The organism is Streptomyces sp. NPDC004266, from assembly GCF_042874095.1.
GTDB lineage: Bacteria > Actinomycetota > Actinomycetes > Streptomycetales > Streptomycetaceae > Streptomyces.
Map to the genome: position 1 here is coordinate 63,607 of NZ_JBIAMM010000020.1, position 22,993 is coordinate 86,599.

Annotated in this window: 23 protein-coding genes; 11 read left to right on the forward strand and 12 right to left on the reverse strand. The window is 74.1% G+C overall.

All coding sequences use genetic code 11. From position 1 onward, the window contains the following. Positions 1-142 precede the first annotated feature (142 nt). The 6 genes from ACFYUZ_RS34875 to ACFYUZ_RS34900 all read left to right on the forward strand — a co-directional run bounded on the left by ACFYUZ_RS34875 (position 143) and on the right by ACFYUZ_RS34900 (position 9,618). A complete protein-coding gene (locus ACFYUZ_RS34875) occupies positions 143-2,173 on the forward strand; it encodes a family 43 glycosylhydrolase (protein ID WP_389316119.1) in 2,031 nt (676 codons plus the stop codon). Positions 2,174-2,696: 523 nt separating this feature from the next. Next, positions 2,697-3,503, forward strand: a complete 807-nt coding sequence (locus ACFYUZ_RS34880) for a serine/threonine protein kinase (protein WP_389316121.1) — start codon at positions 2,697-2,699, stop codon at positions 3,501-3,503. Continuing rightward, the gene (locus tag ACFYUZ_RS34885; RefSeq protein ID WP_389316123.1) at positions 3,500-4,969 is read left to right on the forward strand and encodes a serine/threonine-protein kinase; all 1,470 of its coding nucleotides are present in this window, start codon (positions 3,500-3,502) and stop codon (positions 4,967-4,969) included. Before ACFYUZ_RS34880 ends, ACFYUZ_RS34885 begins: the two co-directional genes overlap by 4 nt. A gap of 106 nt (positions 4,970-5,075) precedes the next feature. After that, a complete protein-coding gene (locus tag ACFYUZ_RS34890; RefSeq protein ID WP_389316124.1) occupies positions 5,076-7,553 on the forward strand; it encodes a penicillin acylase family protein in 2,478 nt (825 codons plus the stop codon). 58 nt (positions 7,554-7,611) lie between these two features. Further along, a complete protein-coding gene (locus ACFYUZ_RS34895; protein ID WP_389316126.1) occupies positions 7,612-8,658 on the forward strand; it encodes an alpha/beta hydrolase in 1,047 nt (348 codons plus the stop codon). A 183-nt stretch (positions 8,659-8,841) separates the two neighbouring features. Then, on the forward strand, positions 8,842-9,618 hold the full coding sequence (locus ACFYUZ_RS34900; protein ID WP_389316128.1) for a hypothetical protein: 777 nt from the start codon (positions 8,842-8,844) through the stop codon (positions 9,616-9,618). Positions 9,619-9,685: 67 nt separating this feature from the next. Here ACFYUZ_RS34900 and ACFYUZ_RS34905 read toward each other — a convergent pair whose 3' ends face one another. From ACFYUZ_RS34905 to ACFYUZ_RS34940, 8 genes are all read right to left on the reverse strand, one after another. Continuing rightward, entirely contained in the window at positions 9,686-11,347 is a 1,662-nt protein-coding gene (locus ACFYUZ_RS34905) for a peptidase M23 (protein WP_389316130.1), read from the reverse strand. A 14-nt stretch (positions 11,348-11,361) separates the two neighbouring features. Continuing rightward, positions 11,362-12,477, reverse strand: a complete 1,116-nt coding sequence (locus ACFYUZ_RS34910; protein WP_389316132.1) for a BTAD domain-containing putative transcriptional regulator — start codon at positions 12,475-12,477, stop codon at positions 11,362-11,364. Positions 12,478-12,609: 132 nt separating this feature from the next. After that, positions 12,610-13,302 carry a DUF6230 family protein gene (locus tag ACFYUZ_RS34915; protein WP_389316133.1) on the reverse strand — a complete coding sequence of 231 codons (693 nt, stop codon included), beginning with the start codon at positions 13,300-13,302 and terminating at the stop codon, positions 12,610-12,612. After that, positions 13,299-13,913, reverse strand: coding sequence for a hypothetical protein (locus ACFYUZ_RS34920; protein ID WP_389316135.1), 615 nt, complete (start codon positions 13,911-13,913; stop codon positions 13,299-13,301). Before ACFYUZ_RS34920 ends, ACFYUZ_RS34915 begins: the two co-directional genes overlap by 4 nt. Next, the gene (locus ACFYUZ_RS34925) at positions 13,910-14,296 is read right to left on the reverse strand and encodes a DUF6114 domain-containing protein (protein WP_389316137.1); all 387 of its coding nucleotides are present in this window, start codon (positions 14,294-14,296) and stop codon (positions 13,910-13,912) included. Before ACFYUZ_RS34925 ends, ACFYUZ_RS34920 begins: the two co-directional genes overlap by 4 nt. After that, the gene (locus ACFYUZ_RS34930) at positions 14,290-15,033 is read right to left on the reverse strand and encodes a DUF6230 family protein (RefSeq protein ID WP_389316138.1); all 744 of its coding nucleotides are present in this window, start codon (positions 15,031-15,033) and stop codon (positions 14,290-14,292) included. Before ACFYUZ_RS34930 ends, ACFYUZ_RS34925 begins: the two co-directional genes overlap by 7 nt. Then, positions 15,030-15,506: a DUF6114 domain-containing protein gene (locus ACFYUZ_RS34935; protein ID WP_389316140.1), complete on the reverse strand. Its 477-nt coding sequence runs from the start codon at positions 15,504-15,506 to the stop codon at positions 15,030-15,032. The genes ACFYUZ_RS34930 and ACFYUZ_RS34935 overlap by 4 nt, the downstream gene beginning before the upstream one ends. Positions 15,507-15,592: 86 nt before the next feature. After that, positions 15,593-16,279 carry a DUF6230 family protein gene (locus tag ACFYUZ_RS34940; protein WP_190158725.1) on the reverse strand — a complete coding sequence of 229 codons (687 nt, stop codon included), beginning with the start codon at positions 16,277-16,279 and terminating at the stop codon, positions 15,593-15,595. A gap of 135 nt (positions 16,280-16,414) precedes the next feature. Here ACFYUZ_RS34940 and ACFYUZ_RS34945 point away from each other — a divergent pair, with 135 nt between their 5' ends. Next, on the forward strand, positions 16,415-17,077 hold the full coding sequence (locus tag ACFYUZ_RS34945; RefSeq protein ID WP_389316142.1) for a TetR family transcriptional regulator: 663 nt from the start codon (positions 16,415-16,417) through the stop codon (positions 17,075-17,077). Here the strand turns inward: ACFYUZ_RS34945 and lepB are convergent. Then, a complete protein-coding gene (gene lepB, locus ACFYUZ_RS34950; RefSeq protein WP_389316144.1) occupies positions 17,021-17,629 on the reverse strand; it encodes a signal peptidase I in 609 nt (202 codons plus the stop codon). The genes ACFYUZ_RS34945 and lepB overlap by 57 nt on opposite strands. A 103-nt stretch (positions 17,630-17,732) precedes the next feature. Beyond that, positions 17,733-18,809 carry an AraC family transcriptional regulator gene (locus tag ACFYUZ_RS34955; protein WP_389316146.1) on the reverse strand — a complete coding sequence of 359 codons (1,077 nt, stop codon included), beginning with the start codon at positions 18,807-18,809 and terminating at the stop codon, positions 17,733-17,735. 163 nt (positions 18,810-18,972) lie between these two features. Between ACFYUZ_RS34955 and ACFYUZ_RS34960 the strand changes: the two genes are divergently transcribed. Then, positions 18,973-19,389 (forward strand): Rieske (2Fe-2S) protein, encoded by a 417-nt coding sequence (locus ACFYUZ_RS34960; RefSeq protein ID WP_389316148.1) that lies wholly within the window; start codon positions 18,973-18,975, stop codon positions 19,387-19,389. On the opposite strand, the gene ACFYUZ_RS34965 is transcribed toward ACFYUZ_RS34960, so the two are convergent. Beyond that, the gene (locus tag ACFYUZ_RS34965) at positions 19,376-20,047 is read right to left on the reverse strand and encodes an isochorismatase family protein (protein WP_389316150.1); all 672 of its coding nucleotides are present in this window, start codon (positions 20,045-20,047) and stop codon (positions 19,376-19,378) included. The genes ACFYUZ_RS34960 and ACFYUZ_RS34965 overlap by 14 nt on opposite strands. Before the next feature lie 85 nt (positions 20,048-20,132). Here ACFYUZ_RS34965 and ACFYUZ_RS34970 point away from each other — a divergent pair, with 85 nt between their 5' ends. Then, the gene (locus ACFYUZ_RS34970; RefSeq protein ID WP_389316152.1) at positions 20,133-20,600 is read left to right on the forward strand and encodes a pyridoxamine 5'-phosphate oxidase family protein; all 468 of its coding nucleotides are present in this window, start codon (positions 20,133-20,135) and stop codon (positions 20,598-20,600) included. 24 nt (positions 20,601-20,624) lie between these two features. Here the strand turns inward: ACFYUZ_RS34970 and ACFYUZ_RS34975 are convergent, their stop codons facing one another. After that, a complete protein-coding gene (locus ACFYUZ_RS34975; protein ID WP_389316154.1) occupies positions 20,625-21,527 on the reverse strand; it encodes a LysR family transcriptional regulator in 903 nt (300 codons plus the stop codon). A gap of 93 nt (positions 21,528-21,620) precedes the next feature. Here ACFYUZ_RS34975 and ACFYUZ_RS34980 point away from each other — a divergent pair, with 93 nt between their 5' ends. Both ACFYUZ_RS34980 and ACFYUZ_RS34985 read left to right on the forward strand, forming a co-directional pair. Then, positions 21,621-22,625, forward strand: coding sequence for a DMT family transporter (locus tag ACFYUZ_RS34980; RefSeq protein ID WP_389316156.1), 1,005 nt, complete (start codon positions 21,621-21,623; stop codon positions 22,623-22,625). A gap of 103 nt (positions 22,626-22,728) precedes the next feature. Next, positions 22,729-22,938, forward strand: a complete 210-nt coding sequence (locus tag ACFYUZ_RS34985; protein ID WP_389316158.1) for a hypothetical protein — start codon at positions 22,729-22,731, stop codon at positions 22,936-22,938. The last annotated feature ends 55 nt before the right edge of the window (positions 22,939-22,993 follow it).

Here is a 22,993-nt window from a genome sequence, read left to right on the forward strand (position 1 = left end):
CCCGCACCCGCCCTTCCCCTCCCCCTCCCTCGTCCCTCGTCCCTCGTCCCTCGGACCGATCCTCCGACCGCCGCCCCCTTCGCCCCTCGGCCGGCCGAGCCCGTACGGCACGGCCGGCCGAGCGGTCCTCCTGGAGAGACCCATGCTTCCGATCAGCAGACGGAACCTGCTGCGCGGCGCCGCCGGTCTCGGCGCGCTCTCCCTCCCGGGCGCCGCCCCCGCCGTGGCCGCGGCCCCCGGGGCCGTCCCGCCCGCCCGCTGGGTCGGCGCGGGGCCCTTCGTCCACGTCCACGACCCCTCCACCCCCGCCGGCCCGCGCTACCTCAACGACCACACGCTGATCCGGGCCCGGGGCCGCTGGCATCTGTTCAGCATCGTCGGGGACGGCGCGCCGCGCGGCGAAGCGCCGGACAGCTCCGCGGAGACCTCCTTCGCCCACGCCTCCGCGCCGACCCCGCAGGGCCCGTGGACCGCCCATCCCGACGCGCTCACCGTCGCACCGTCCTACTTCGGCGAGGAGCACCTGTGGGCCCCGCACGTCGTCGAGGCGGACGGCCGGTTCTGGATGTTCTACGCCGCGGGAGGCGCCGACGGCGCCGCGATCGACCTCGCCACCTCGACCGACCTGTTCGACTGGACCCGCGAGCCGTCCGGTCCGCTGTTCCGGGGGCTCGCCGCCCGGGACCCGATGGTCCTTCGGGTCGGCGGCGAGTGGGTCATGTACTACACCGAGCTCTCGGGCCCGGGCGGCCACCATGTGGTGGCCTACCGGCGGTCCGCCGATCTGGTGCGTTGGAGCGAGCCGGGCGTCGCGTTCACCGACGCGAGCACGGACACCACCGTCTCGGTCACCGAGTCCCCGTACGTCGTCGAACGGGACGGCTGGTACTACCTGTTCATCGGACCGCGCAACGGCTACACGGGCACCGACGTGCTCGCCTCGCGCGACCCGTTCCGCTTCGACCTCACCGGCCCCGCCGGCCATGTCCCCGGTCACGCGGTGGAGGTCTTCGCCGACGGGGACACGTGGTGGGCGAGCGCGGCGGGCTGGTTCGGGCAGGGCCTGTACGTCGCGCCGCTGGACTGGCGCGACACGCCTCCGCCCTGGCAGAGCCCGGACAACCCGGCGGCGGGACTCGACGTCCACGGCCGGCTCACGGTGTTCGCGCTCGACGCCGTCGACCGCTCGATGCTGCGGCGCGTGCAGCTCGACCCGACCACCGACACCTGGTCGGGGTGGGAGGCCTTCGGAGGGCCCGCCGGCGCGGTTCCCACGCTCGGGCGGAACGCCGACGGCCGCCTGGAGGTGTTCTCGCTCGCGCCGGGAGGCGTCAACCTGCACCACCGGGTGCAGCGGCCGGACGGCGGCTGGTACGACTGGGAGGAGTTCGGCGGCCCGGCCGGAGCGGCGCCCGCCGTCGCCCGCGACGCCGGCGGCCGGCTCCAGGTCTTCGCTCCGAGCCCCGGCGTCGCCTCCTTCGCGCGGCGACGCCAGCGGTCGGCCGGGGCGACGGCCTGGGAGGCGTGGGAGCCCGGCTTCGGCGGCGCCGCCGGCGCCCCGCCGGCGGTGGCGGCCAACGCCGACGGCCGGTTGGAGGTGTTCGTCCTCGCGGTCGGCGGCTCCGGGATCCGCCACCGGTGGCAGGAGTCCCCCGACGGTCCCTGGACCGGCGCCTGGCACGCCTTCGGCACCGCCGCCGGCACCGCGCCGAGGGTGGCCGGGGACGGCAGCGGCCGGCTGACCGTCGTCGCCGTCGGACCGTCCGGGGCGGGGACGTTCCACCGGCGGCAGACCGTGCCGAGCGGCGGCTGGGACGACTGGCAGCCGCTGTTCGGCTGGAGCGCGGCCGCCCCGGCGCTCGCCGCCAACGCCGACGGCCGCCTGGAGGCGTTCTCCCTGTCTCCGGGCGGCGCCCGGCTCGTCCACCGCCGGCAGACCGCTCCGGGCGGGAGCTGGGATCCCGGCGCGGAGTTCGGCGAGCCCGGCGTCGGGCTCGCCGCCACCCCGGCGGTCGCGCTCGACGCCACCGGGCGGCTGCACGTCTTCGCCGTCACCGCGGACGGCCGGGTGCGGACCCGTGTCCAGGACCGGCCGAGCGGCGGGTGGCGCCCGTGGACGGCCTTCGGCGACCGCCCGGTGGCGCCCCTCGTGGCGGGCAGCCCCGCACTCTGAGTACGCGCAGCGCAGCGCTCCGTACGGATTGCGCCAATGTGCGGACGCCCGGGCGGGGCTCCGGCCACCTGACGAACCTCCCGGATCGCCCTTTACCCTCCCTCCGGGCGCGGTGACTCACCCCACCTTGCGCGAGACGCGGGGAGCCGACCGCGGCCGGGGCGCGAAGGCGCTCCCCCGCGCCCCGGCCGCCGCCTCCGGCCGGTCGCCTCCCCGGCCTCCGCGCCGACCCCTCGGCCGATCGGCGCCTCAGACGGCCGAAAACGGCATCAAATCGCCGCCCCGGCAGGGCGGCGAGGTGTCCTGGGTCACAGCGGCCGGCGGCGCCGCGGGCCGTGCCCGCACGGGGCCGGAAAGGACCCGGCGGTGGCTTCCCCGCGCCGCCGGGGCGCCCGCCGGGGACGGCCGCCGGCCACCGTGACGGGTCCCGGCCGAAGTGGCCGAAGCACGCCGGTGAACTCACCTGACCCGTGAGTATCGTTCCGCTCGTCCGACAACCGCGACGGGACGAAGAGGGGGAGCGGTGAGCGGCGTAGTCGTCCATCTGCCTCGTGGGAGTGGTGGCGCCGACGGCGGCGAACCGTACGGCGACGCGGTCACGTTGCGGCTCGGCCCCGGCCAGGTCGCCCGTTTCGGGCGGGGTTCCACGACGACTCCGGTCGAGCTCCGGCTCGCGGACGCGGCGATCTCCCGGCTCGCCGGGGAGATCCGCGCGACCGACGACCACTGGCAGCTGACGAACCACAGCAGCACCCACAGTTATCTGGTGGAGAACCCCGAGGGAGCGGGCGAGTACCTACGGGTCCCGCCGCGGCGCGTCGGGGCGCCCGTCCCGTTCGAGTTCTCCCGGGTGGTGCTTCCCACCCGGGGTGACCTCACGGTCTCCTTCCAGGTGTTCGCCCCCGACCACGTCTATCTGGACCCGGACGCGACGGGCGCCCCCTGGGGCGGTCGCACGGTCACCGCGTACTCCCTGGACGAGTCGGCCACGTACTTCCTCGTGCTCGTCGCGCTGTGCGAACCCCGGCTGCGCGACCAGTCCCGCGTGGCGGTGCCCACCACGCCCCAGATCGTGGAGCGGCTCAGGGGTCACGTCACCGGCGGCGCCCTGACCGCGCGGGCGATCAGCTCGCACATCGACTACCTCGCCGAGGAGAAGCTGCGCCTCGGCGGGCTCGATGCCCAGGAACCCGGCAAGGGCGAGCGCCGCAACGGCAAGCGGGAGGAGATCGTCGGGCTCGCGCTGCGGTTCGGTCTGGTGCGGGAGGAGCATCTCGCGCTGCTGCCGCCCCTGGCAGGGGGCGGGCGGGAGCGGCAGAGGTCGCGATGACGGCGCCGCGCGGCCCGGACGACGCCACGGGACTCGACCGTACGGACCTGCTCCCGCCCGGCCACCGGGTGGGCGACTGGGTGGTCACCGAGCTGATCGGGGCCGGGGGCTGGTCCACGGTGTACGCGGCGCGGCCGGCGGAGGGGCGCCGCGACCGCCCCGGCCGGGCGCCGGACGCCGAGGAGGTCGCGCTCAAGATCATGCCGACCGCCGGGCTCGCGCCCCGGCAGGCCCGCAGGATCGTGGAATCCGCGCGCCGCGAGGTCGAACTCGGGCGCAGGGCCGGGCATCCCCGGCTGATCGGCCTCCGGGAGTCCTTCGTCCTCGCCGCGCCGGAGCTGCCGGCCCTGGACGGCGCGATCGTGCTGGTCATGGAACGGGCGGCGGGCAGTCTGCGCGAACTCCTCGACGCGGGCGTGGCCGAGGCCGATCGCGGCCGGCTGATCGCGGGGATCTGCGAGGGCCTGGCCCACCTCCACCGCTCGGGCTGGGTGCACGCCGACCTCAAGCCCGAGAACGTCCTGCTGGGCAGGGACGGTTCGGTGAAGCTCTCGGACTTCGGCCTCGCCACCGAGCTGACCGGGACGCACGGGTACGTGCCTCCCATGGGCACGCTCGACTACCTCCCGCCCGAGCGGTGGAGGGCGCCCCTGGGGGAGCTCGGCGTGCAGGTCCGGCCGAGTGCCGACATCTGGGCGCTGGGAGTCGTCGTCCACGAGGTGTTCGCCGCGGGCGCCTCGCCGTTCCCCGGTGCCACGCCGGTGGCGCGGGGCGCCGCCGTGCAGGAGTACGGCGAGGGGCGTGCGCCGCTGCGCATGGACCACGCGGTGCCGCCGTTCTGGCGCGCGCTGGCCGCCGACTGTCTGGCCCCGACGCACGCGGCGCGTGCCCCGCACACGGCCGAGAGCCTGCTCGCCCGCATCGCCGACCGGGAGAGCGCGCGGGAGGGCACGCGGGAGGCGGGGACGTACGACGCGGGGAGGCGTGGGCCGGGGGCCCGGGGCGCCGGGGCCCGGCCGCCGCGGGGGCGGGCCCGCGCGGTCGTCCTCGCCGCCGTGCTCTGCGGGGCCGCCGGCGCGACCCTGTGGTCGGACACGGTACGGGAGGGCCCGGCGGCTCCGGAGGCGGCGCCCCGTGCGGTCCGGGTCTTCAACGCCGAGCGCGGCTGCCAGGACCGTCCCGACCGGGACCCGCAGTGCAGTCTGGGCCTGGCGATCGATCCCCTGCGGCCGTACGTCGCGGGCAACGTCGTGCCGACCCGGGTGTGGCACGGCGACCTCCTCACCGCCGACTGCCGGCTGCCCGACGGGCTGCCCGTCATCGACGAGGAGGACCTGACGTCCACCCTCTGGTTCCGCGTCCGCCTGCCGCGCGGCTCCGCCCGTCCCGTGGCCTGGCTGCCCGCCGTACGGACGAAGGACCGGCCGCCGCTGCCGGGGTGCCCCCGGCCCCCGGCCGTGCGCTGACCCGGCGGAGGCACCGGCGGGAGCGCCCGCGTCATCGATATTTCATCGCTCCTCCCTAGCGTGACCGCGTTCGCACGCAGGCCTCACCCCAGGGAGGGACGGTTCCATGGCACGGAGGAGATCGAGAGCGAGGCTGCCGATGGCGGTCCTGGCCGCGGCGGCGGTGCTGTGCACGACGGCGGTCACCGGAGCCCCGGCCACCGCGTCGTCCGCGGCCGAGGGGCCGGACAAGCCGACGATCCGGTACACCGAGTACGGCATCCCGCACATCATCGCCTCGGACTGGGAGGGCCTCGGCCAGGGGTACGGATACGCGGCGGCCGAGGACAACATCTGCACCCTGGCCGACACCTATCTGATGGTCGACGCCCAGAGGTCCCGCTACCTGGGGCCCGACGGGCGGACGAGCCCCGGCCAGAACCAGAACACCACCACCAACCTCAACAGCGACCTGTACTTCCAGCGGCTCAAGGACAACGCCGTGGTGGAGCGGCTCCTGAACCAGCCCGCGCCCGACGGGCCCGAGCCCGAGGTCAAGGAGGCCATCCGCGGCTACGTCCGGGGGTACAACCGCTATCTGGCGGAGACGGGCGTGGCCGGCCTCTCCGATCCGGCCTGCCGCGGTGCGGCCTGGGTGCGGCCCATCACGGAGCTGGACGTCTACCGGCACGCCCACGCCGAGATCATCATGGGCAGTGCCGACCCGCTGCTCGACGGCCAGGTGAACGCCGTGCCGCCGGGGGCGTCGGCCGCGGCGACCACGGCCGGGACCGCGCAGGCGCCCGTCGAGTCACCCGCGAGGACGGCGAAGCGGATCAGCGACGCCCTGGCGAAGAGCCGCCGGCAGAACATGGGCAGCAACGCCCTCGCGGTCGGTTCCCAGGGCGTGTCCGGGGGCACCGGCATGCTCCTCGCCAACCCGCACTTCCCGTGGCAGGGCAAGAACCGGATGTGGCAGAGCCAGCTGACCATCCCGGGGAAGCTCAACGTCTCCGGCGCGAGCCTGCTCGGACTGCCCGCCGTGAACATCGGGCACAACGACGACGTCGCCTGGAGCCACACCGTCGCCACGGTCGCTCCGTTCGGCCTCTTCGACGTGCAGGTCGACCCGCTGAACCCGACCCTGTACCTCGTCGACGGCGCCTGGGAGCGGATGACCTCGCAGCGGGTCGAGGTCGACGTCCGGAACGCGGACGGCTCCCTCGGCAAGGTCTCCAGGACCCTGTGGTCCACCCGCTACGGGCCGGTCACCAACTCGATCGTGGGCATCCCGCTGCCCTGGGTGGTCAGCGCGCACGTGGTGCGCGACCCCAACATGGACAACCTGCGGGCGCTGAACACCTGGTTCGGCCTCGACCGTGCCAAGGACGTCCACGACGTCGTGGACGTCCTGGAGACCACACAGGGCGTGCCCTTCTTCAACACGGTCGCCTCCGACCGCAAGGGCGACGCGCTGTACGCCGACATCCAGGCCGTCCCGAACATCACCGACGAGCACGCGGCCTCCTGCCTCACCGAGACGGGGAAGCTGCTGTTCGACCAGGCGCTGCCGCAGCCGAACGTGCCGCCCGTCTCCATCCTCGACGGCAAGCGCAGCGCGTGCGACTGGCCCGACGACCCGAACGCGGCCGCTCCGGGACTCCTGGACCCGCACAAGCAGCCCCGGCTGATCCGGTCCGACTTCGTCGGCAACGCCAACGACAGCCCCTGGCTCGCCAACCCCGAACAGCCGCTGGTCTTCCCCCGGGTGATGGGCGACATGGCGGCGCCCCGGTCGCTGCGCACCCAGGAACTGATCCTGACCGCGCGGAACCGGATCGACGGCACCGACGGCCTGCCGGGCAGGGGCTTCACCCCCGAGACCATGGGGCGGCTGCTCTTCGCCGACAACAGCAGGGCGGCCGACCTCGCCCTCGACGCCACGGTGGCCGCGTGCCGGAGCGTCGCCTTCGGGCTGGTGCTGGTGGACGGCAACCTGGTGAACATCAGTGAGGCCTGTCCGGTCCTCGCCGCCTGGAAGAGCCACGACTTCACGGCGGACAGCCGGGGTTCCTGGCTCTTCGCGAACTACTGGGCCTTCCTGGCGGGGGGACAGAAGCTCGAGAAGCTCCCGTGGAAGGTGCCCTTCGATCCCGAGGACCCGGTCCACACGCCCAACTCCCTCGACTCCGGGAGCTCCGCCGTCCGCGACGCCCTCGCCCGGGCCGTACTGGCCCTGCGCAGGGCGGGCGTCCCGCTGAACGCTCCGCTGTCGGACGTCCAGAGGATCACCCGCGGCGGCGAGCAGATCCCGATCCACGGCTCGATCGGCGAACTGGGCGTGCTGAACGTGATCACCCCCGGCCAGGTCGACGGCAGGCTCGACGTCGTCTTCGGGTCCAGCTTCGTCCAGCAGACGCGGTTCACCGCCGACGGTCCGCCGGAGTCGTACTCCGTCATGACGTACTCCCAGTCGGCCGACCCGACCTCCCCGCACCACGCCGACCAGACCCGGTTGTTCTCGGCGGGCGGGTGGGTGACCGAGCGGTACACCGAGGAGCAGATCGCCGCCTCGCCGGCCCTGCGGACCAAGGTCCTCGACTGACAGGAAGGGAAGCACGGTGAAGAGAACAGCGAACAGGACATCCATCTGGTGGAGGACCGTGACGGCGTGGCTGGTCGCCGCCGTCGCCGTCCTCGCCCCCGAGGGCGCCGCGCGGGCCGCCGACGGCACCGAACCCCCCAAGCTGACCGACGGGTTCGGCCTGACCCAGTCCGCCCCGGCGGTGGGCACGGCCACGAACTTCTACCTCACGGTCACCACGCCCCAGGTCGCGGGCGAGCACCACATCAAGATCATCCTGCCGAGCGGCTACTACGACGACCCCGCCCGGCGCTACCCGGTGCTGTACTTCCTGCACGGATCCCCCGACGACCCGATCCGGCAGACCTATCCGGCGCTGTCCATGTCGAACGAGATGATCACCGTCGTCCCGGACGGCGGCGCCCGGAGCTGGTACGCCAACTGGCTCGACCAGAACACGGTGCTCGGCGCCCAGAACTGGGAGAACTTCCACCTCAAGCAGGTGATCCCGTTCGTCGACGCCAACCTGCGGACGATCGCCGCCAAGAAGTCACGGGCCGTCGCCGGCATCTCCATGGGCGGATTCGGCGCCTTCCACTACGCCCAGGCCCGGCCCGACCTGTTCGGCCAGACCGCGTCCCTGTCGGGGGACGTCGACCTGTCGGCCAACTCCATGGACCTGCGGTTCGCGGTCGTCGCCTCCGTCACCGACGCGCTGGGCGCGATGTGCGCCTCGTCGTCCGGCTACTGCGACCCGAACGAGTCCGCCTACAAGCCCGGCGTGGACAGTGACGCCCTGTTCGGCTCGCCCTACCCGGTCTTCGACGTCGACCGGCGGTGGAACGAGGTCGACCCCTCGCAGCACGTGGACCGGTTCGCCGGGACGGGCGTCTCCCTCTACACGGGCGACGGGGGCGGCTCGCCGACGAACATGGAGTTCTGGGTCGCGGGCGCGGCCAAGAACGTCAAGGCCCGCATGGACGCCCGGGGTCTGCCGTACCACTACGTCGACTACGGGGACGGGGCGGGCTGGGGCACCCAGTGCGACGGCGGCCACAGCCCCGGCTGCTGGGAGCAGGACCTGCGGGACCTGATCCCGCGCCTGGAGAGGGCCTTCGCGTCCTGACCGATCGACCATGACGGCGGCCGGGCCTCCGCCCCCGGGAGGCCCGGCCGCCGCATGCGCGAGATGCACGAGGAGCTCTCGTCCCCGCGAGAGGCGGGGGCGGTCGGGCTCACGGAGATCTCGTGACACCGAAGTGCGGCGTCGTTCCCAGGCGGACGGGCTCGCAGGCTGCATGGTGGACGGATGATCGGGACCCTGATCGCGCTGCTCGGACTGGTCGTGTCGGTGGCGACCGCCGTCGTCGGCTACCGGCACGGCCATCGCGCCGAGAGAGCTCAGCAGATCCGCGACGAGCGTGAGGAACAGTCTCGCAGACAGCGCGAGGAAGAGGCGGAACGAGCGGCACGGATCCGGCAGGCGAGCTGGATCTCCGTGCACCCGGAGGCCGGCGGGCGCGGCGTCGCGGTGCACAACGGCAGCAGCCAGCCGGTGAGCGACCTCCGGGTCCTGGTCGACGGCGACGTCCTTCGGCCCGACAGGGTCCGGCTGCTGACGCCCGGCGAGTACGCGAGGTTCGTCCCCTCCGCGGACGCGACGGGCCGCGACCTCGATCCTGCGGCCATGGCCGCGGAGTTCACCGACGTCGCGGGGCGCACCTGGCGGCGCACCGCGGAGGGGACGCTGTACGAGCGGGTGTCGCCGGAGGGTGCGCCGCCGCGGTGGGGGCCTCCCACGGCTCCGCTCGTCGAGCCGTACCGGAGCCCCCACACGGAATCGAGGCGCGAGGACACCGGTGCCGGTCACGGGATTCCGGAGACGGAAAGGCCGGCGGGGCCGCCCTCGGGGCCCCTCGGCGGTTCCACTTCCCCTGTGCCACCGCCGTCGGCGTCCCGGGCCGGTGGCGGCGGCCGGGCCGGTGGCGGCGGCCGGGGGCGAGGCGGTTCGTGGAGCCCGCTGTTCGTCCTCGGCTGCCTCGGCGCCGTCGCCGCCCTCGCGTATCTCGTCGCCAGGCTGGTGTAGGGGTACGCCTCCGGGGCCCCCGGGGCCGGTCATGGCCGGCCGGGCCCCGGGGCCCGGTCCGAAAGCCCTAGTCGATCGCGGGCCCCGAATCGTTCAGCCAGCCCCATTCCGCCCAGGTGGAGAAGCCGGTCTGCCAGCGGTGGTAGACGCCGGCGTGGCTGGTGCCGAACACCTCGACGCGGCCGTCGGCGTTGTTGCCCGCGCCGATCTCGGTGCCCCCGCCGCCGAAGGTCTCCCACGCGGAGTACGCGGCGTTCGGGCCGGTCTGCCAGGAGTGGCCCGCCGCGGCGGAGTTGATCGCGAACACCTCGACCCGGCCGTCGACCGAGCGCGAGGTGGTCAGTTCGGCGTTCGAGAGCCCGCCGGTGCCCGTCCACGCCGACCAGGAGGTCGGGCCCGTCTGCCAGCGGTGGAAGACGCCGGCGGCGTTGGAGGCGAACACCTCGATGCGGCCGTCCTGGTTGTGGCTGACGGCGACGTCGTGACCGCCGCCGCCGAACTCCTCCCAGGCGGACCAGCCGCCGTTGACCGCGCTCTGGTACAGGTGCCCGAAGGTGGAGTCCGACAGCGCGAACACCTCGAGGCGTCCGTCCGGCGCGTTCTCCACGGCGAGCCGCGCGTCGGCCGGACCTCCGCCGGTGCCCTCCCAGTTCGCCCAGCCGCCGCTGGGCGCCGTCTGCCAGCGGTGGAACACCCCGTCGGCGTTGGACGCGAACACCTCGATGCGGCCGTCAGCGTTGCTGCCCGCGGCCAGCCGGTGGCCACCGGTGCCGAAGTTCGCCCAGCTCGACCACCCCGCGCTCGGGCCGGTCTGCCACATGTGGTCGAACGTGCTGTCCGAGAGCGCGAACAGTTCGAGACGGCCGTCCGCGTTGGACGCCACCGCCAGCTGCGCCTTGCGCGGCCCGCCCTCGAACCGCCACGGCGACCAGCCGCCGTTCACCGCGGTCTGCCAGGCGTGCCAGACGCCGTCCGCGCCGGCCGCGAAGGCCTCGAGGCGACCGTCGGCGGACCGCCCGGCCACCACCCGGCCGGAGCCGTACGGGTGCGGGGGGCCGGCGCTCGTGCCGGACCACAGCGCGTCGGCGATGAGCACCGCGTCGCCCGCCTCGACTCCGTACAGGTGGCGCAGGTCCTCGCGCGGTCGCTGGACGTGCCAGCAGACCTCGCCGATCGCCTCGTCGTTCCACGAGCCGCCCGGATACTGCCGCTCCATCTCGTCGAGGAAGGCGTTGGTGGCGTAGACCGGGTCGAGGCGCTCCTCCCGGGTGCCCCACCAGTCCTGCTGCTGGAAGAGTCCGAGGCTGGTGTAGTCGACGGCCTGGGCGTAGTTGTTCATGCTGCTCTCGACGATGATCGTGGCGATGGCGATCGCCGCGGCCCTCGGGTTGAGTCCGCGGTCCTTCACCGCCCGCGTCACCATCCGCGCGCAGGACATCTTGTAGGCGTCCAGGTAGCCGGCCATCTTCGCGTTCAGCTGCGGGTCGAGCTGGTCGGCCATGACGCCGTCGGTGGCCGAGGGGCCGGCCGGGTCGCAGGGCACCGTCGGAATGGCGAACCCCTCCGGGCCGCTGAAGTACCGGGAGACGCCGTGCCGGTCCTTGCCGGGGCTCGGCTCCGGCACGGGCCGGGCGGTGGCGACCGGGGCGGTCAGCCCGACGGCCAGTGCTCCGGCGCCGGCGAGGACGACCAGTCGGGTGAGCGCACGGCGTAACAGGTCTCTTGCCATCGTGGACCTCTCTGTCATGAGCATGAGGGGGAGGAAGGGGCGGGCTGCGTTCCGGCCGTGGGGGCGAGGCCTGCCTCGTCCCCGCGCAGGATGAGCCGGCGGGTGCGCCGCAGCATCGGGCTCGGGGGGACGCCGAGGTCCTCGGACAGGCGGCGGCGGACGCGGTCGTACACGTCCAGCGCGTCGGCCTGCCGGCCGCTCCGGTACAGCGCGCGCATCAGCGTCGCGGCCACCGGTTCGTTCAGGGGGTGCGCCGCGGACAGGGCGAACAGCTCCGCCGTCGCCTCGGAGTGCCGGCCGAGCCACAGCTGCCAGGCCGCCTTCCGCTGGACGAGGGCGATCCTGCGCTCGGTGAGCCGCAGGCGCTCCAGTTCGGCGAGCGGTCCGGGCAGTCCGTCCAGCGGCTCCCCGTGGAACAGGTCGAGCGCCCGGGAGCACAGCCGGACCGCCTCGGCCGGTTCGCCCGCGCGGTCCGCCGCCCCGATGGCGGTGACCAGTTCCTCCAGACGTGCCACGTCCACGTCGACCGCACCGGGGACCAGGCGGTAGCCGTGCGGGTCGCGTTCGATGACCGGGGCGGTGCCGTCCCCGGCGCCCAGGGTCCTGCGCAGCCGGTAGACGTACACCGGGACGACGTTGGCGACCGGGGTGTCCGTCCCCCACACGGCGTCGAGCAGTTCCCGTCGGCTGACGGTCCGGCCCGCGCGCAGCGCCAGCGCGGCGAGGACGGACTGCTGGCGGAGGTGCCCGAGGTCCACGGGCCGTCCGTCCTGCCGTGCCGTCAGGGGGCCGAGCAGACGGAGCCGCACCGCCGGTCCGGCCGCGCGGGCGGCGGTGCCCCGCGGTGCCGGGTCCGCCGCTTGTGTGCGGGGGCCTCGGCCGGGGACGACGAGCCCGGAGTCGAAGGCGTGGACGATGGCGGCGGCCCGGTCCCGGAGTCCGAGTTTCACGAGGATCCGGGCGAGGTGGGAGGCCACGGCCTCCTCGGGGATGGCGAGGTCGGCGGCGATCTCGTCGTCCCGCAGACCGCAGCCGACCGCGGCGAGCACCCGGCGCTCCTGGTCCCGGAGCGCGGTGGCACCGGGCCGGCCGGTGGTGCCCGGTCGGCCGGTGGTGACGGTCGTCGGCATCGGTGCTCCCCCGGGCTCCTGACTGGTCGGTCTGGCGGACGCCGTCGACAAGGTAGTGGCGGGGGCGCCGGGGAAGGCATCCGGAACGATCCGGAGTGACACCGCCGTCGAGCACGGCTCGACGCGCTGCGGTCAGGGCGTGCCGGGCGTCCCCGTGGGGGCCGCCGGGGCGGGGCAGGCGACCGTGCCCGGCCGTACGGAGAGCGAGAGCTTCGGGGTCGTGAGGAGGCCCGGGATCTGGAAGTCCTGGGCGGTGCCGGTGATCCGGTCGAACTTGGCGTAGCGCGCCTGGATGCCGAAGCGGTGCTGGGGGCTGTCCAGGGGGTTGGTGACGTACGCGCCGGAGGCGTCCTTGACGGTCTTCACGTCGGCGCCGTTGACGTTGAGGTCGACGATGCCGTCCATGTCGAGGACCCCGGTGGCGCTGCGCAGGTCGAGGACGGTGTTCTTCGTCCTGATCTCCCAGGAGCCGGGGTTGTCGTCGCCGAGGGTGAGCAGCAGGGTGTACGTGGCTCCCGCGATCTGCTGCCGTTGGCTCAGGCAGAGGCCGTTGATGACGCCGTCCGCGAAGCCCATGCGGAGCACGCGCTCGCTGCCGGTGGAGCCGTCGGGCCGTACGACGCTCTGGTCGACGACGGCGGCGCCGTACTGCGTCCCGTACAGGCTGCTGGTGGTGAAGTCGACGGGACGGTCCTGGACGCGGAGGCCGACGGCCAGCGCTCCGGTCGCCATGGCGGAGCCGAGGCCGCCGGCGGCGAGGAGCGCGGGCAGGGCGACGGCGAGGGACCGGCGCCAGTGGGTGCGGCCTTCCTGACGGTTCCTCATGGCGTGGTCACCGTGATGGTTCCGGGGAGGTGGACGGGGTTGTCGGTGGATTCGAGGGCCGCGTGGTCGTCGACCGTCCGGATCGCGTAGATGTCGCCGGTGAAGTCCTCGGCTCCGGCGGTGAGCGGGATGAGGGAGCCGAAGAAGTCGAGGAGGCCCTGCACTCCGCAGATCTTGACGAGGACGCGGACGCAGACGTTGGTGATGTTCCCCCACATCGTCGTCGTCTCGGCCTTGCCCGCGCTGTCGTAGCCGCCGAGCGAGCCCTCCCCGGGCACGTCGATGGTGACGGTGTGTCCGGCCGTCCGCTGGACCACGTTCATGTGCGAGCGGACCTTGAGCTTGGTGAAGGTGTACCGGGTGGTCGTGCGCGTCGAGCCGTCGGAGAGCCTGATGGTGACGTTCTTCTCGACCGTCATCGAGACCGCGACCATGCTGTCGATGGTGACGTGCAGCGGGTCCGGTGAGGGCAGGAAGGGAACGCCGAGCGGCTCGACCGCGGCGCTCTCGCCCGAGGCGCTGCTCGGCTGCCCGGACCAGACGGCGGTGACGACGGCGAGGAGCAGGGCCGTGGCGACGGCGAGGGCCCTGTGGCGCGCCCCGGCCGTCATCCTTCCACCGCCCGGCGGCGGGGTCGCTTGGCTCCCCAGCCGACCGTCATGGAGCCGCCGAGCACGCCGAGGGCCATGCCGAGCAGGAAGCCGCCCAGGTTGGAGACGACGAGCGAGACGACGGCGAGGACCACCCCGATGAGCCCGAAGGTGTACCGCTGGGCGGGCAGCGCCAGCGGGATGAGCCCGCACAGGATCATCCCGCCGCCGACGAGGTAGCCGGCCACTCCCCCGAAGCCGGTGCTGACGATCAACTGCAGGGAGCTGAGGGAGAACTTGAGGACGGTCCAGCCGCCGGCGACCAGCCACACCCCGCCCCAGAACGGCCGGGTGCGGCGGAACGCGCGGAACCAGGCGTACGCGGTCCTCGCCCGGCTCAGCATGCGGTCGCCGTTCCCGCGACGACCCTGATCTTCAGGTCGGGCAGGACGAGCGCCCCGGCCATCTCGGCGTCGTACGCGCTGGCGTTCAGTCCGTGCAGCGCGATGGAGCTGCCTCCCTCGCCGCCGGCCGAGCCGAGTCCGAAGCCGCCGGGCAGGGCTCCGGTGAGCGGCTTGCCGGCGACGGTGACCTGGTCGGCGGACTGGCCGAGGACCGCGTTCTGGAGGGTGGTGGGGCCGTACGCCTGGAGTTCGGTGGCCTGGATGTAGAGGTTCGAGGCGTCGATGTCGGTGGTGAAGGCGGCGGGCGGGGTCGCCGTCACCTTCTGGCCGCCCGTCAGGAGCAGGGAGTACGGGACTCCGGCGATCGTCTGGTGGACGATGCCGCACAGTCCGGCGAGGTGGGCGCTGGCGAAGCCGACGCGTGCCATCGCGGTGTTGGTGCTCGTGGTGCCGTCGGGGCGCCCGACGGCGGGGGTGTTGACGATGGCGCCGAAGCCGCTGCCCTCGACCCCGTTGGAGGTCAGGGTGAAGGGCTGTCCGGTGACGCTGAAGTTGGCGGCGAGCGCGCCCTGGGCGAGGGCGGTGCCGAGGACGCCGACGGCGAGGACCGAGGGGACGAACGCGAAGGCGCCGCGCCCCCAGCGGGTGCCGCGGCGGGTGCCGTCGGCGGCCTGGGCGAGCATCCGGGCGTTCCAGTCGGCGGCGGCGCCGCGGGCCCCGGAGAGGAGGTGGCTCATGCGGATCCGCTCCCCAGGGGCACGGGCCTTTCGGCGGAGGGGGTGGTGCGGCGCGGGCGGCGCCGCCTGGCGGGCTTCTCCGGCAGCCAGGCGAAGGCCATGGAGCCGCCGAGGACGGAGAGGAACATTCCGACGAAGAGGCCGCCGAGGTTGGAGAGGGGGAAGGAGGCGACTCCCGCGATCACCGCGATGACGCCCGCGGTGTGGCGCTGTCCGGGGAGCAGCAGGATGAGCAGGGCCATCGCCATCAGGAGGACGCCGCCGGCCATGCCCGCGATGCCTCCGACGCCGACCTGGAGGATCTTGCCGAGCGGCGCCATCGGCAGGAAGAAGATGACGAAGCCGCCGAGTCCGGTCCACAGGGCCGCCCAGAACGGCCGGGTGCGGCGCCAGCGGCGGAAGGCGGTGCGCGCGCGACGCGGGCCGCCCGGGGCGGACGCCTCGGTCGGCTCGGGCGGCGGATCGGTGGTCATGGGGGCCTCGCAGTGGTGGGTCGGTGTGGGAGGGCCGGGGCCCCGCGCCGTACGGAGGGCGCGGCGCCCCGGGGTGGTGCGTGCGGTCAGGCTCCGCAGGTCTTGTCGCCGTGGGCGATCCCGATGGCGAGGTCCGGCAGGGTGATCGCGCCGGCGATGGTGGCGCCGTTGGCGTCGGCGTTGAGGTTCTTGATGTCGGTCCGGCCGCCGGTGGCGTCGAGGCCGAACTGGCCCGGGGTGCCGTCGTTGATGCCGGTGCCCTTGATCCCGGCGCCGTCGGCGGCCGCGCCGATGACGTTCGGGGTGGTGTCGCTCGCGTTGAGGGTGGCCGTGGCCGCCTTGAGCGCCTGCGCGTCGAGCACGAGCTTGTTCGCCTGGAGCCCGGCACCGGCGACCAGTTGGTCGCTGGTGAGCGGGGTCGCGGCGGCGGGCGAGGAGATGTTGAGCGACCAGGTGCCGAGGCTGCCGATCACCGGGAGGTCGACCGACTGGACGGCGTGGACGCAGATGCCGTCCAGGCCCGCCTTGGCGATGCCGACCTCGGCGGCGCCCTTGGCCCCGCCGGCGTCGACGGTGTGCATGACCGCGCCGATGCCCTGGGGCGCGGCGACCGTCTTGGAGCTGAGGGTGAAGGGGACGCTGGTGAGGGAGAGGTTCGCGGCGAGCGCGCCCTGCACCATGGCCGTCGCCATGGCGGCGACGGCGGCCGTCGCGGGCACGGCGAGGAACGCCGATCTGCGCCAGCGGGTGACGCCTCTGGTCTCGTGCTGCATGTGATCTCCAACCGTCGTGCCGCACTGGCCGAATGACACTTCGCGGCTACCTGTTCGAGAATTGGACACTTCACTCAGAACTGTCAACACTTCTGACAATCCTGGGAAGTTCTGCTGCTGGTCTAGGCTTGGCCGATGCCACGGTTCAGGGAGACGGTCCGGACACTGCTGCGCGAACGCCTGCTGGACGCCGCGTACGAGGCGGTCGCGGACCGCGGCTTCGACAAGCTGCGCATGGCGCACCTGGCGAGCGCCGTCGGCGTCAGCCGGCAGACGCTGTACGCGGAGTTCCCCTCCAAGGAGGCGGTCGGCGAGGCCCTGTTCCAGCGCGAGCTGGAGCGCTGCCTCGTCGGGATCCAGCAGGGCCTGGACGCGCACCGGGACGACCTGCGGGCGGCGGTCGAGGCCTCCGTCGGCTTCACGCTCACGCTGGCCGGCCGGAACCCGCTGATCAAGGCCATGCTGACCAGTGCGGGCGAGGACGGACTCCTGTCGTACCTCACGACGCGGTCCGCGGCGGCCTTCGGCACGGCGACGGCGATGGCCGACGCGTACGCCACGGAGGCCTGGCCCGCCATCGACCCGGTGGCGCGCGAGCTGGCCGTGGACGCGGCGGTCCGGCTGACCGCCAGTCACATCGTCCAGGCCGGCCCCTCGCCGGAGGAGTCGGCCCGCCGCATCGCGGACACCGTGGTCCGGATCGCCCTGAGCACGGGCCGGGAGCGGATGCCCCGGCAGGACTCAGGGACCCGGCCCCCGGTACTCCTCGAGGACGGGTCTGTTGCCGATGTCCGGTGACGCGGAGACGGGGAAGGCCCGCACCCCGACCCGGCCCTCGATCCGGTCCAGCGCGCCCCAGCCGTACGCCCGCGAGTCGTCCGACAGGTCGGGGTTGTCGCCCAGGTAGAAGAACGCGCCCTCGGGCACGGTCCGCAGCCCGGGCCGCGCCGACCGGGTGCCGTCGGGCCCGCAGCAGGCGCTCGTACGACGGGCCTGCGACGCCCACGAGGGCGCCACCACCCGGCGCACCGGCCCCCGGCCGCCCTCCTGGAGGAGGACCTGGAAGGGCTCGTCCGGCGTGGAGACGATCGCCACCCGGTCGCCGGGCAGGGCGATCACCCGCTTCACCAGGAGGGCGTCCTTCCCGGTGGCCCGCAGCAGCACCACGTCGAACCGGCGCGCCTCGCCCGCCGAGCCCGGGGCGACGAGGATTTGGTCGCCCTGACGGAGGGTGGGGCTCATGCTGGTGCCGTCGACCCGGACGCCGAGGGCCGTGACGGCGACCCCGGCGAGGAGGCAGAGCAGGACACCGGTCCCGAGGACGGCGCCGGCCGCCCGGCGCGGGTTCATCGGCGTCGGGTGGGGTCCGGCGGCCAGGGGTCACCGGACCGGTCGATTTCGGTCATGGCGGGAAGGTAGGCCCCAGGGCGGACGACGGCTGTGACCGTACCGCTCAGGGTTGTTGACCGCGCGTCTGATAAGAGCGGGGCGTCTCGCCGGTCCAGCGCCGGAACGCCCGGTGGAAGGCGCTGGGTTCGGAGAAGCCCAGCTGCCGCGAGAGCCGCTCGATCGACACCCGCCCACCGGTCAGCTCGGCGATGGCGTGGTCGCGCCGCACCTGGTCGCGGAGCCGCTGGTACGTCGTTCCCTCGGCGGCCAGTTGACGCCGCAGGGTCTGCGGGCTGACGGACAGCCGGTCGGCGAGCTGCTCCGGCGTCGGCACCGGCCCGGCGGGCAGCGCCCGGCCGATCAGGTGCCGCACCCGGCCGGTCACCGTACTGCCGTGGTCGCCGCAGACCAGCACGTCGACCGGGGCGCGGCGGAGGAAGGCCTTGAGCGCCGCCGCGTCCCGCAGGACGGGTTCGTCGAGGTCCGCCCGGTCGAAGACGGCCGCCGTCCGTCCCGCGCCGAAGACGCAGGGCGCGCCGAAGAGCAGGGCGTACTCGCGGGCGTGCCGGGGTTCGGGGTGGACGAACTCGACCCGCCTCAGGCCGATCCGGCGCCGGACGAGCCAGCCGGCGAAGCGGTGCGCGACCAGGACGGTGGACTCGGCGCCGAAGTGGAGGGGGTCGTCGTACCCGGAGACGTCGAACTCCATCCGCGCCTCGTCGGATCCCCCGTCCTCCCCCACCCCGGTCCCGGTCCCACCGGCCCCGGCCCCACCGGTCCCGCCGGCGCCGGGCTCGACGAGCCGGAAGCGCGGACCGGCCGGGAAGAGGGAGTAGAAGGTCTGCGCGCGCCGGAGCGCCTCGCGCAGGTCCCGGCTGCCGTGGACCACGACGTGGGCCATCATCGCGAAGGTGCCGACCTTGCTGGGCGCGCCGCCGAAGCCGATCAGCTCGTCGTCGAGCGCGGCCCACAGGGTCCTGACGAGCTGTCCGAACTGCTCGACCGGGACCCTGGCCCGCGATTCCTCCAGGAGCGCGGGGGGCAGTCCGGCGCGGGCGAGGAGCGGCCCCGGGGCCACCCCGTGCCGCTCCGCCCCGAGCAGCACGGCCCGTACGTGATGAGCGCTGACCGACGAGTTCACCGAAGCTAGACACTTTCATCGAAGGATGTCCAGTTTCCGATCACTCTACTCAGAACTGTAAGGCCCTCGAAGTGCTCATCCCGTGAACGGGACACAGCTCACAGCCGTACCGTCTGATGCCGTCGGAACAGTGCGTCCAGCACACGAGGAAAAGGGGCAGTACATGAGCGGAGTGGCACGCCGGACGGTGGTCGCGGCGGCGGGCGGCGCGGGCCTGACGGCGGCGCTCGCCGCCTGCGGGGGCGGCGCGGACGACAAGGGCGCGGCGGACGGCCGGACCACGGCACCGGAGGCCACCGCCCTCGCGCGGACCGGGGACATCCCGGTGGGCGGCGGGAAGATCCTCGCCGACAAGGGACTGGTGATCACCCAGCCGAAGGCCGGCGAGTTCAAGGCCTTCTCCTCGAAGTGCACCCACCTGGGCTGCGCCGTGAGCAGCGTCAAGGACGGGGCCATCGTCTGCCCGTGCCACCAGAGCCACTTCGACATCTCGGACGGCAGCGTGAAGTCCGGCCCGGCGCCCTCGCCGCTGCCGCCGGAGCCGATCCAGGTGGTGGGCGAGGAGATCAGCCTCGGCTGACGGCACCGCCGTCGCCCGCCGGGGCCTTCCAGCACTCCAGCACCTCGTCGGTCGTGGTGACCGTGGCGACGAGGGCGAGGGTGTGACGGATCATCGCGGGGGTGTAGTCGGCCGGCACCCCCGCGATGGCGTCCCCGGGCACCACGACCGTGTAGCCGAGGTTCACGGCGTCGAAGACGGCGTTGGGCACGGCCACGTTGGCGGAGACGCCGGTGACGATCAGCGTCCGGCAGCCGAGGTTGCGGAGCAGCGCGTCGACGTCGGTGCCGGCGAGCGGCGAGAGCCCGTGCAGGCGCCGGACCACCAGGTCCTCGTCGGCGACCTCGATCGGTTCGGCGATCCGGACGGCCCCGCTGCCGCTGTGCTGCTGCACGGGCAGCCGGGCGGCGGCCCTGAACAGCCGGGCGTTGGTGTTGGCGCCCCGCCCGTCGGGGCGCCGCTCGGCGACGGCGTGGACGACCTGGACGTCCGCCGCGTGCGCGGCGGCGACGAGCCGGGCGACGTTCCGCAGGGCGCCCGACGCGCGGGCGGCGGCGGCCAGTTCGGGCAGGGCGCTGTCGGGGCCGACGACACCCCGCTGGCATTCGACGGTGAGCAGGACGACTCCGCCGTCCGGGCGGATCCGCTCCCCGAGCCGTTCTCCCGTACTCCGTGCCATGGCTCTCCCGACCTCCCCTTGCACGCGTGCGACCGACCCCCCATGCTTTCTGACGTCTCATCAGAAATCCAGAAGGGTGCGGACGATGACCGTCGCACAGCGCCGTGGACGCCGGATCATGATGACCCCGGCCGAGCTCGACTCCTTCCTCGCCGAACAGCGCACCTGCCGGGTCGCGACCGTCTCCGCCGACGGCCGCCCGCACGTCAGCGCGCTCTGGTTCGTCTGGGACGGCTCCTCGCTGTGGCTGTACTCGATCACCCGCAGCCGGCGCTGGGCGGAGCTGCGCGCCGACCCCAGGATCGCGGTCGTGGTGGACGACGGCGAGGAGTACGGGGAGTTGCGCGGCGTCGAGCTGTCCGGCACCGCCGTCTTCGTCGGCGAGGCGCCGCGCACCGGCGAGCCCTGCCCCGAACTCGACGCGCCCGAGCAGCTCTTCGCCGCCAAGAACTTCGGCCTGGACTCCATGCCGCACGACGGCCGGCACGCCTGGCTCCGGCTGACCCCGGACGCCATCGCCTCCTGGGACTTCCGCAAGCTCGCGAACCCCTGACGGGCGCGGCCGGCCGCGCCGGCCTCAGCTCGCCCGCGACTCCGCCGCCGCCCGCAGCGCGGCGACGACCGCCCGCACGGAGGGACGGCGGCCGGCGTCGGCGCGCCAGGTGGCGTAGATGTGGCGCCGCACCTTCTGCCGCACGGGGACGAAGGCGACCCCGTCCGGCACCGGGCGTCCGAGCCGGGGGGTGATGCACACCCCGAGCCCGGCCGCGACCAGGGCCAGCTGGGTGTGGTGCTCCCCCGCGAAGTGGCCGATGCGCGGCTCGATGCCCTGCGAGCGCAGCGTGAACATCAGCCAGTCGTGGCAGAACTCGCCCTCGGGCCAGGACACCCACTCCTCGTCGGCGAAGTCCTCCAGGTCCACCGCCTCCCGTCCGGCCAGCGGGTGACCGGCGGGCAGGGCCACGTCGGCGGAGTCGTCGAGGAGGTGGGCGCGCTCCAGACCGCCGGGGACGGGTGCCCGCTTGTTGCTCCAGTCCAGGACGATCGCCAGGTCCGCGTCACCGCGCAGGACCGCCCGCACCCCCGGCTCCGGCTCCAGTTCCGTCGTACGGACGCGGAGCTCGGGGTGGCCCGCGCGCAGGGCGGCGAGGGCGGCCGGGAACAGTCCGCGCGCCGCCGTCGGGAAGGCCGCGAGCCGGACCTCGCCCACCACCCTCCCCCGCTGGGCCTCGATGTCGGCCTGCGCCATCTGGACCTGGGACAGGATCCGGGCGGCGTGCTCGGCGAGCAGCAGACCGGCGTCGGTGAGCCGCACGCCCCGGCCGTTCTTGGCGAGCAGCTGCTGCCCGACCTCGCGCTCCAGCTTGGACAGCTGCTGGGAGACGGCCGAGGTGGTGACGTGCAGGCCGTCGGCCGCGCCGCTGACCGAGCCGTGCCGGGCGACGGCGTCGAGGGTGCGCAGGCGCTCCAGGTTCAGCATGTCCGCTCCAGGTTCAACATGTAAGCGATACTAAGGGGAGGGGTCGAGGAATTCTCGCTTGTTCTAAGACGTCCTTCCGGTCACCCTGAGCGCATGAGCCCCGCAGCCCCGCCCTCCCCGTCCCCCGCGCCCGCCTCCGCCCCACGTCTGCTCGACTGGCGCGTCCGCTTCGGCGCCCTGGCCCTCATCTGGGGCTTCAGCTTCCTCTTCATCAAGGTCGGCACGGAGGGCTTCGCGCCCTTCCAGGTCACCTTCGGACGGCTCCTGTTCGGTACGGCGGTGCTCGCCGCCGCGATCGTGATCAAGCGCGACCGGCTGCCGCGCGGCGCTCGCGTCTGGGGCCACCTGGCGGTCGCGGCCCTCCTCCTCAACGCGCTGCCGTTCTCCCTCTTCGCGTACGCGGAGCTGACGATCCCCTCGACGCTGGCGGGCATCTGCAACGCGACGACGCCGCTCTGGGGCATGGTGCTCTCGCTGGTGGCGCTCTCCGAGGACCGCCCGACCCGGGTCCGGGCGGCCGGCCTGGGCATCGGCTTCGTGGGCGTGCTCACCGTGCTCGGCGCCTGGCAGGGCTTCTCCGGCCTCGACGTGACCGGCACGGCCCTGGCCCTGCTCGCCTCCTTCAGCTACGCGGTCGGCTGGATCTACGTCCGCAGGACCCTGAGCGGCACGGGCGCCTCGAACCTCTCGCTGGCCGGCTCCCAGGTGGGCCTCGCGACCCTGCAGCTGGCGGTGGTGACCCCCCTGTTCACCTCGGTCCCGCGGTCCGTGGAACTCATGCCGCTCCTCTCCGTGATCGCGCTCGGCGCCCTCGGGACGGGGTACGCGATGCTGCTGCAGTACGGCGTCGTCGCGGAGGTCGGCCCGACGACGGCCTCGATGGTCACGTACTTCATCCCGGTGATCGCCACGGCGGCGGGCGTCGCCCTCCTGGACGAGCACCTCGCCTGGAACACCCCGGTGGGCGCCCTGGTGGTCCTGGCCGGCGCGGCCCTCACCCAGACCCGCGCCTCCCGCCGCGCGGCGCCGCCGGCGACGGCCCCCCGGCCGGCCGCCGCGCCCGCCGAGACGCCGCCCAGGGCGGCGAGCCGCGCCTGAGGGCCCCACCCGGACGGCGGGGCGCGCGGGCGGCGGCCGGGCGCCTCTCCCTCTCCCGTGTCACTCTCCGTTACGCACGGTTCCGCAAGATCGTTGACCGGGCATGAACCTCACCACCACCGCCCGAACCCTCTTCGCCGCCCTCGCCCTCACCGGTGCCTTCCTCGGCTCCGCCGGCGCGGCCCACGCCGCGGGCGCCGTCTCCGCCCCCGCGTCCGCCACCGCGGGCGCGGTCACCGCCGTCGCCCCGACAGACGGGCCGGAGCCGGTCGAGTTCGACGAGCTGGGCCGCCCCGACCTCCTGGAGGACTGACCGCACACGACAGCGGGGCACGGGAACGGCCGGACACCACGAGGGCGGTGTCCGG

Bases quoted from the DNA above. Each gene is read 5' to 3' on its own strand.
- lepB (WP_389316144.1), bottom strand. From the start codon at position 17,629: ATGAACCCGCGCCGGGCGGCCGGCGCCGTCCTCGGGACCGGTGTCCTG.
- ACFYUZ_RS34985 (WP_389316158.1), top strand. From the start codon at position 22,729: ATGAACCTCACCACCACCGCCCGAACCCTCTTCGCCGCCCTCGCCCTC.
- ACFYUZ_RS34905 (WP_389316130.1), bottom strand. From the start codon at position 11,347: ATGGCAAGAGACCTGTTACGCCGTGCGCTCACCCGACTGGTCGTCCTC.
- ACFYUZ_RS34945 (WP_389316142.1), top strand. From the start codon at position 16,415: ATGCCACGGTTCAGGGAGACGGTCCGGACACTGCTGCGCGAACGCCTG.
- ACFYUZ_RS34900 (WP_389316128.1), top strand. From the start codon at position 8,842: ATGATCGGGACCCTGATCGCGCTGCTCGGACTGGTCGTGTCGGTGGCG.
- ACFYUZ_RS34935 (WP_389316140.1), bottom strand. From the start codon at position 15,506: ATGACCACCGATCCGCCGCCCGAGCCGACCGAGGCGTCCGCCCCGGGC.
- ACFYUZ_RS34890 (WP_389316124.1), top strand. From the start codon at position 5,076: ATGGCACGGAGGAGATCGAGAGCGAGGCTGCCGATGGCGGTCCTGGCC.
- ACFYUZ_RS34940 (WP_190158725.1), bottom strand. From the start codon at position 16,279: ATGCAGCACGAGACCAGAGGCGTCACCCGCTGGCGCAGATCGGCGTTC.
- ACFYUZ_RS34980 (WP_389316156.1), top strand. From the start codon at position 21,621: ATGAGCCCCGCAGCCCCGCCCTCCCCGTCCCCCGCGCCCGCCTCCGCC.
- ACFYUZ_RS34965 (WP_389316150.1), bottom strand. From the start codon at position 20,047: ATGGCACGGAGTACGGGAGAACGGCTCGGGGAGCGGATCCGCCCGGAC.
- ACFYUZ_RS34925 (WP_389316137.1), bottom strand. From the start codon at position 14,296: ATGCTGAGCCGGGCGAGGACCGCGTACGCCTGGTTCCGCGCGTTCCGC.
- ACFYUZ_RS34915 (WP_389316133.1), bottom strand. From the start codon at position 13,302: ATGAGGAACCGTCAGGAAGGCCGCACCCACTGGCGCCGGTCCCTCGCC.
- ACFYUZ_RS34975 (WP_389316154.1), bottom strand. From the start codon at position 21,527: ATGCTGAACCTGGAGCGCCTGCGCACCCTCGACGCCGTCGCCCGGCAC.
- ACFYUZ_RS34930 (WP_389316138.1), bottom strand. From the start codon at position 15,033: ATGAGCCACCTCCTCTCCGGGGCCCGCGGCGCCGCCGCCGACTGGAAC.
- ACFYUZ_RS34960 (WP_389316148.1), top strand. From the start codon at position 18,973: ATGAGCGGAGTGGCACGCCGGACGGTGGTCGCGGCGGCGGGCGGCGCG.
- ACFYUZ_RS34875 (WP_389316119.1), top strand. From the start codon at position 143: ATGCTTCCGATCAGCAGACGGAACCTGCTGCGCGGCGCCGCCGGTCTC.
- ACFYUZ_RS34920 (WP_389316135.1), bottom strand. From the start codon at position 13,913: ATGACGGCCGGGGCGCGCCACAGGGCCCTCGCCGTCGCCACGGCCCTG.
- ACFYUZ_RS34970 (WP_389316152.1), top strand. From the start codon at position 20,133: ATGACCGTCGCACAGCGCCGTGGACGCCGGATCATGATGACCCCGGCC.
- ACFYUZ_RS34910 (WP_389316132.1), bottom strand. From the start codon at position 12,477: ATGCCGACGACCGTCACCACCGGCCGACCGGGCACCACCGGCCGGCCC.
- ACFYUZ_RS34885 (WP_389316123.1), top strand. From the start codon at position 3,500: ATGACGGCGCCGCGCGGCCCGGACGACGCCACGGGACTCGACCGTACG.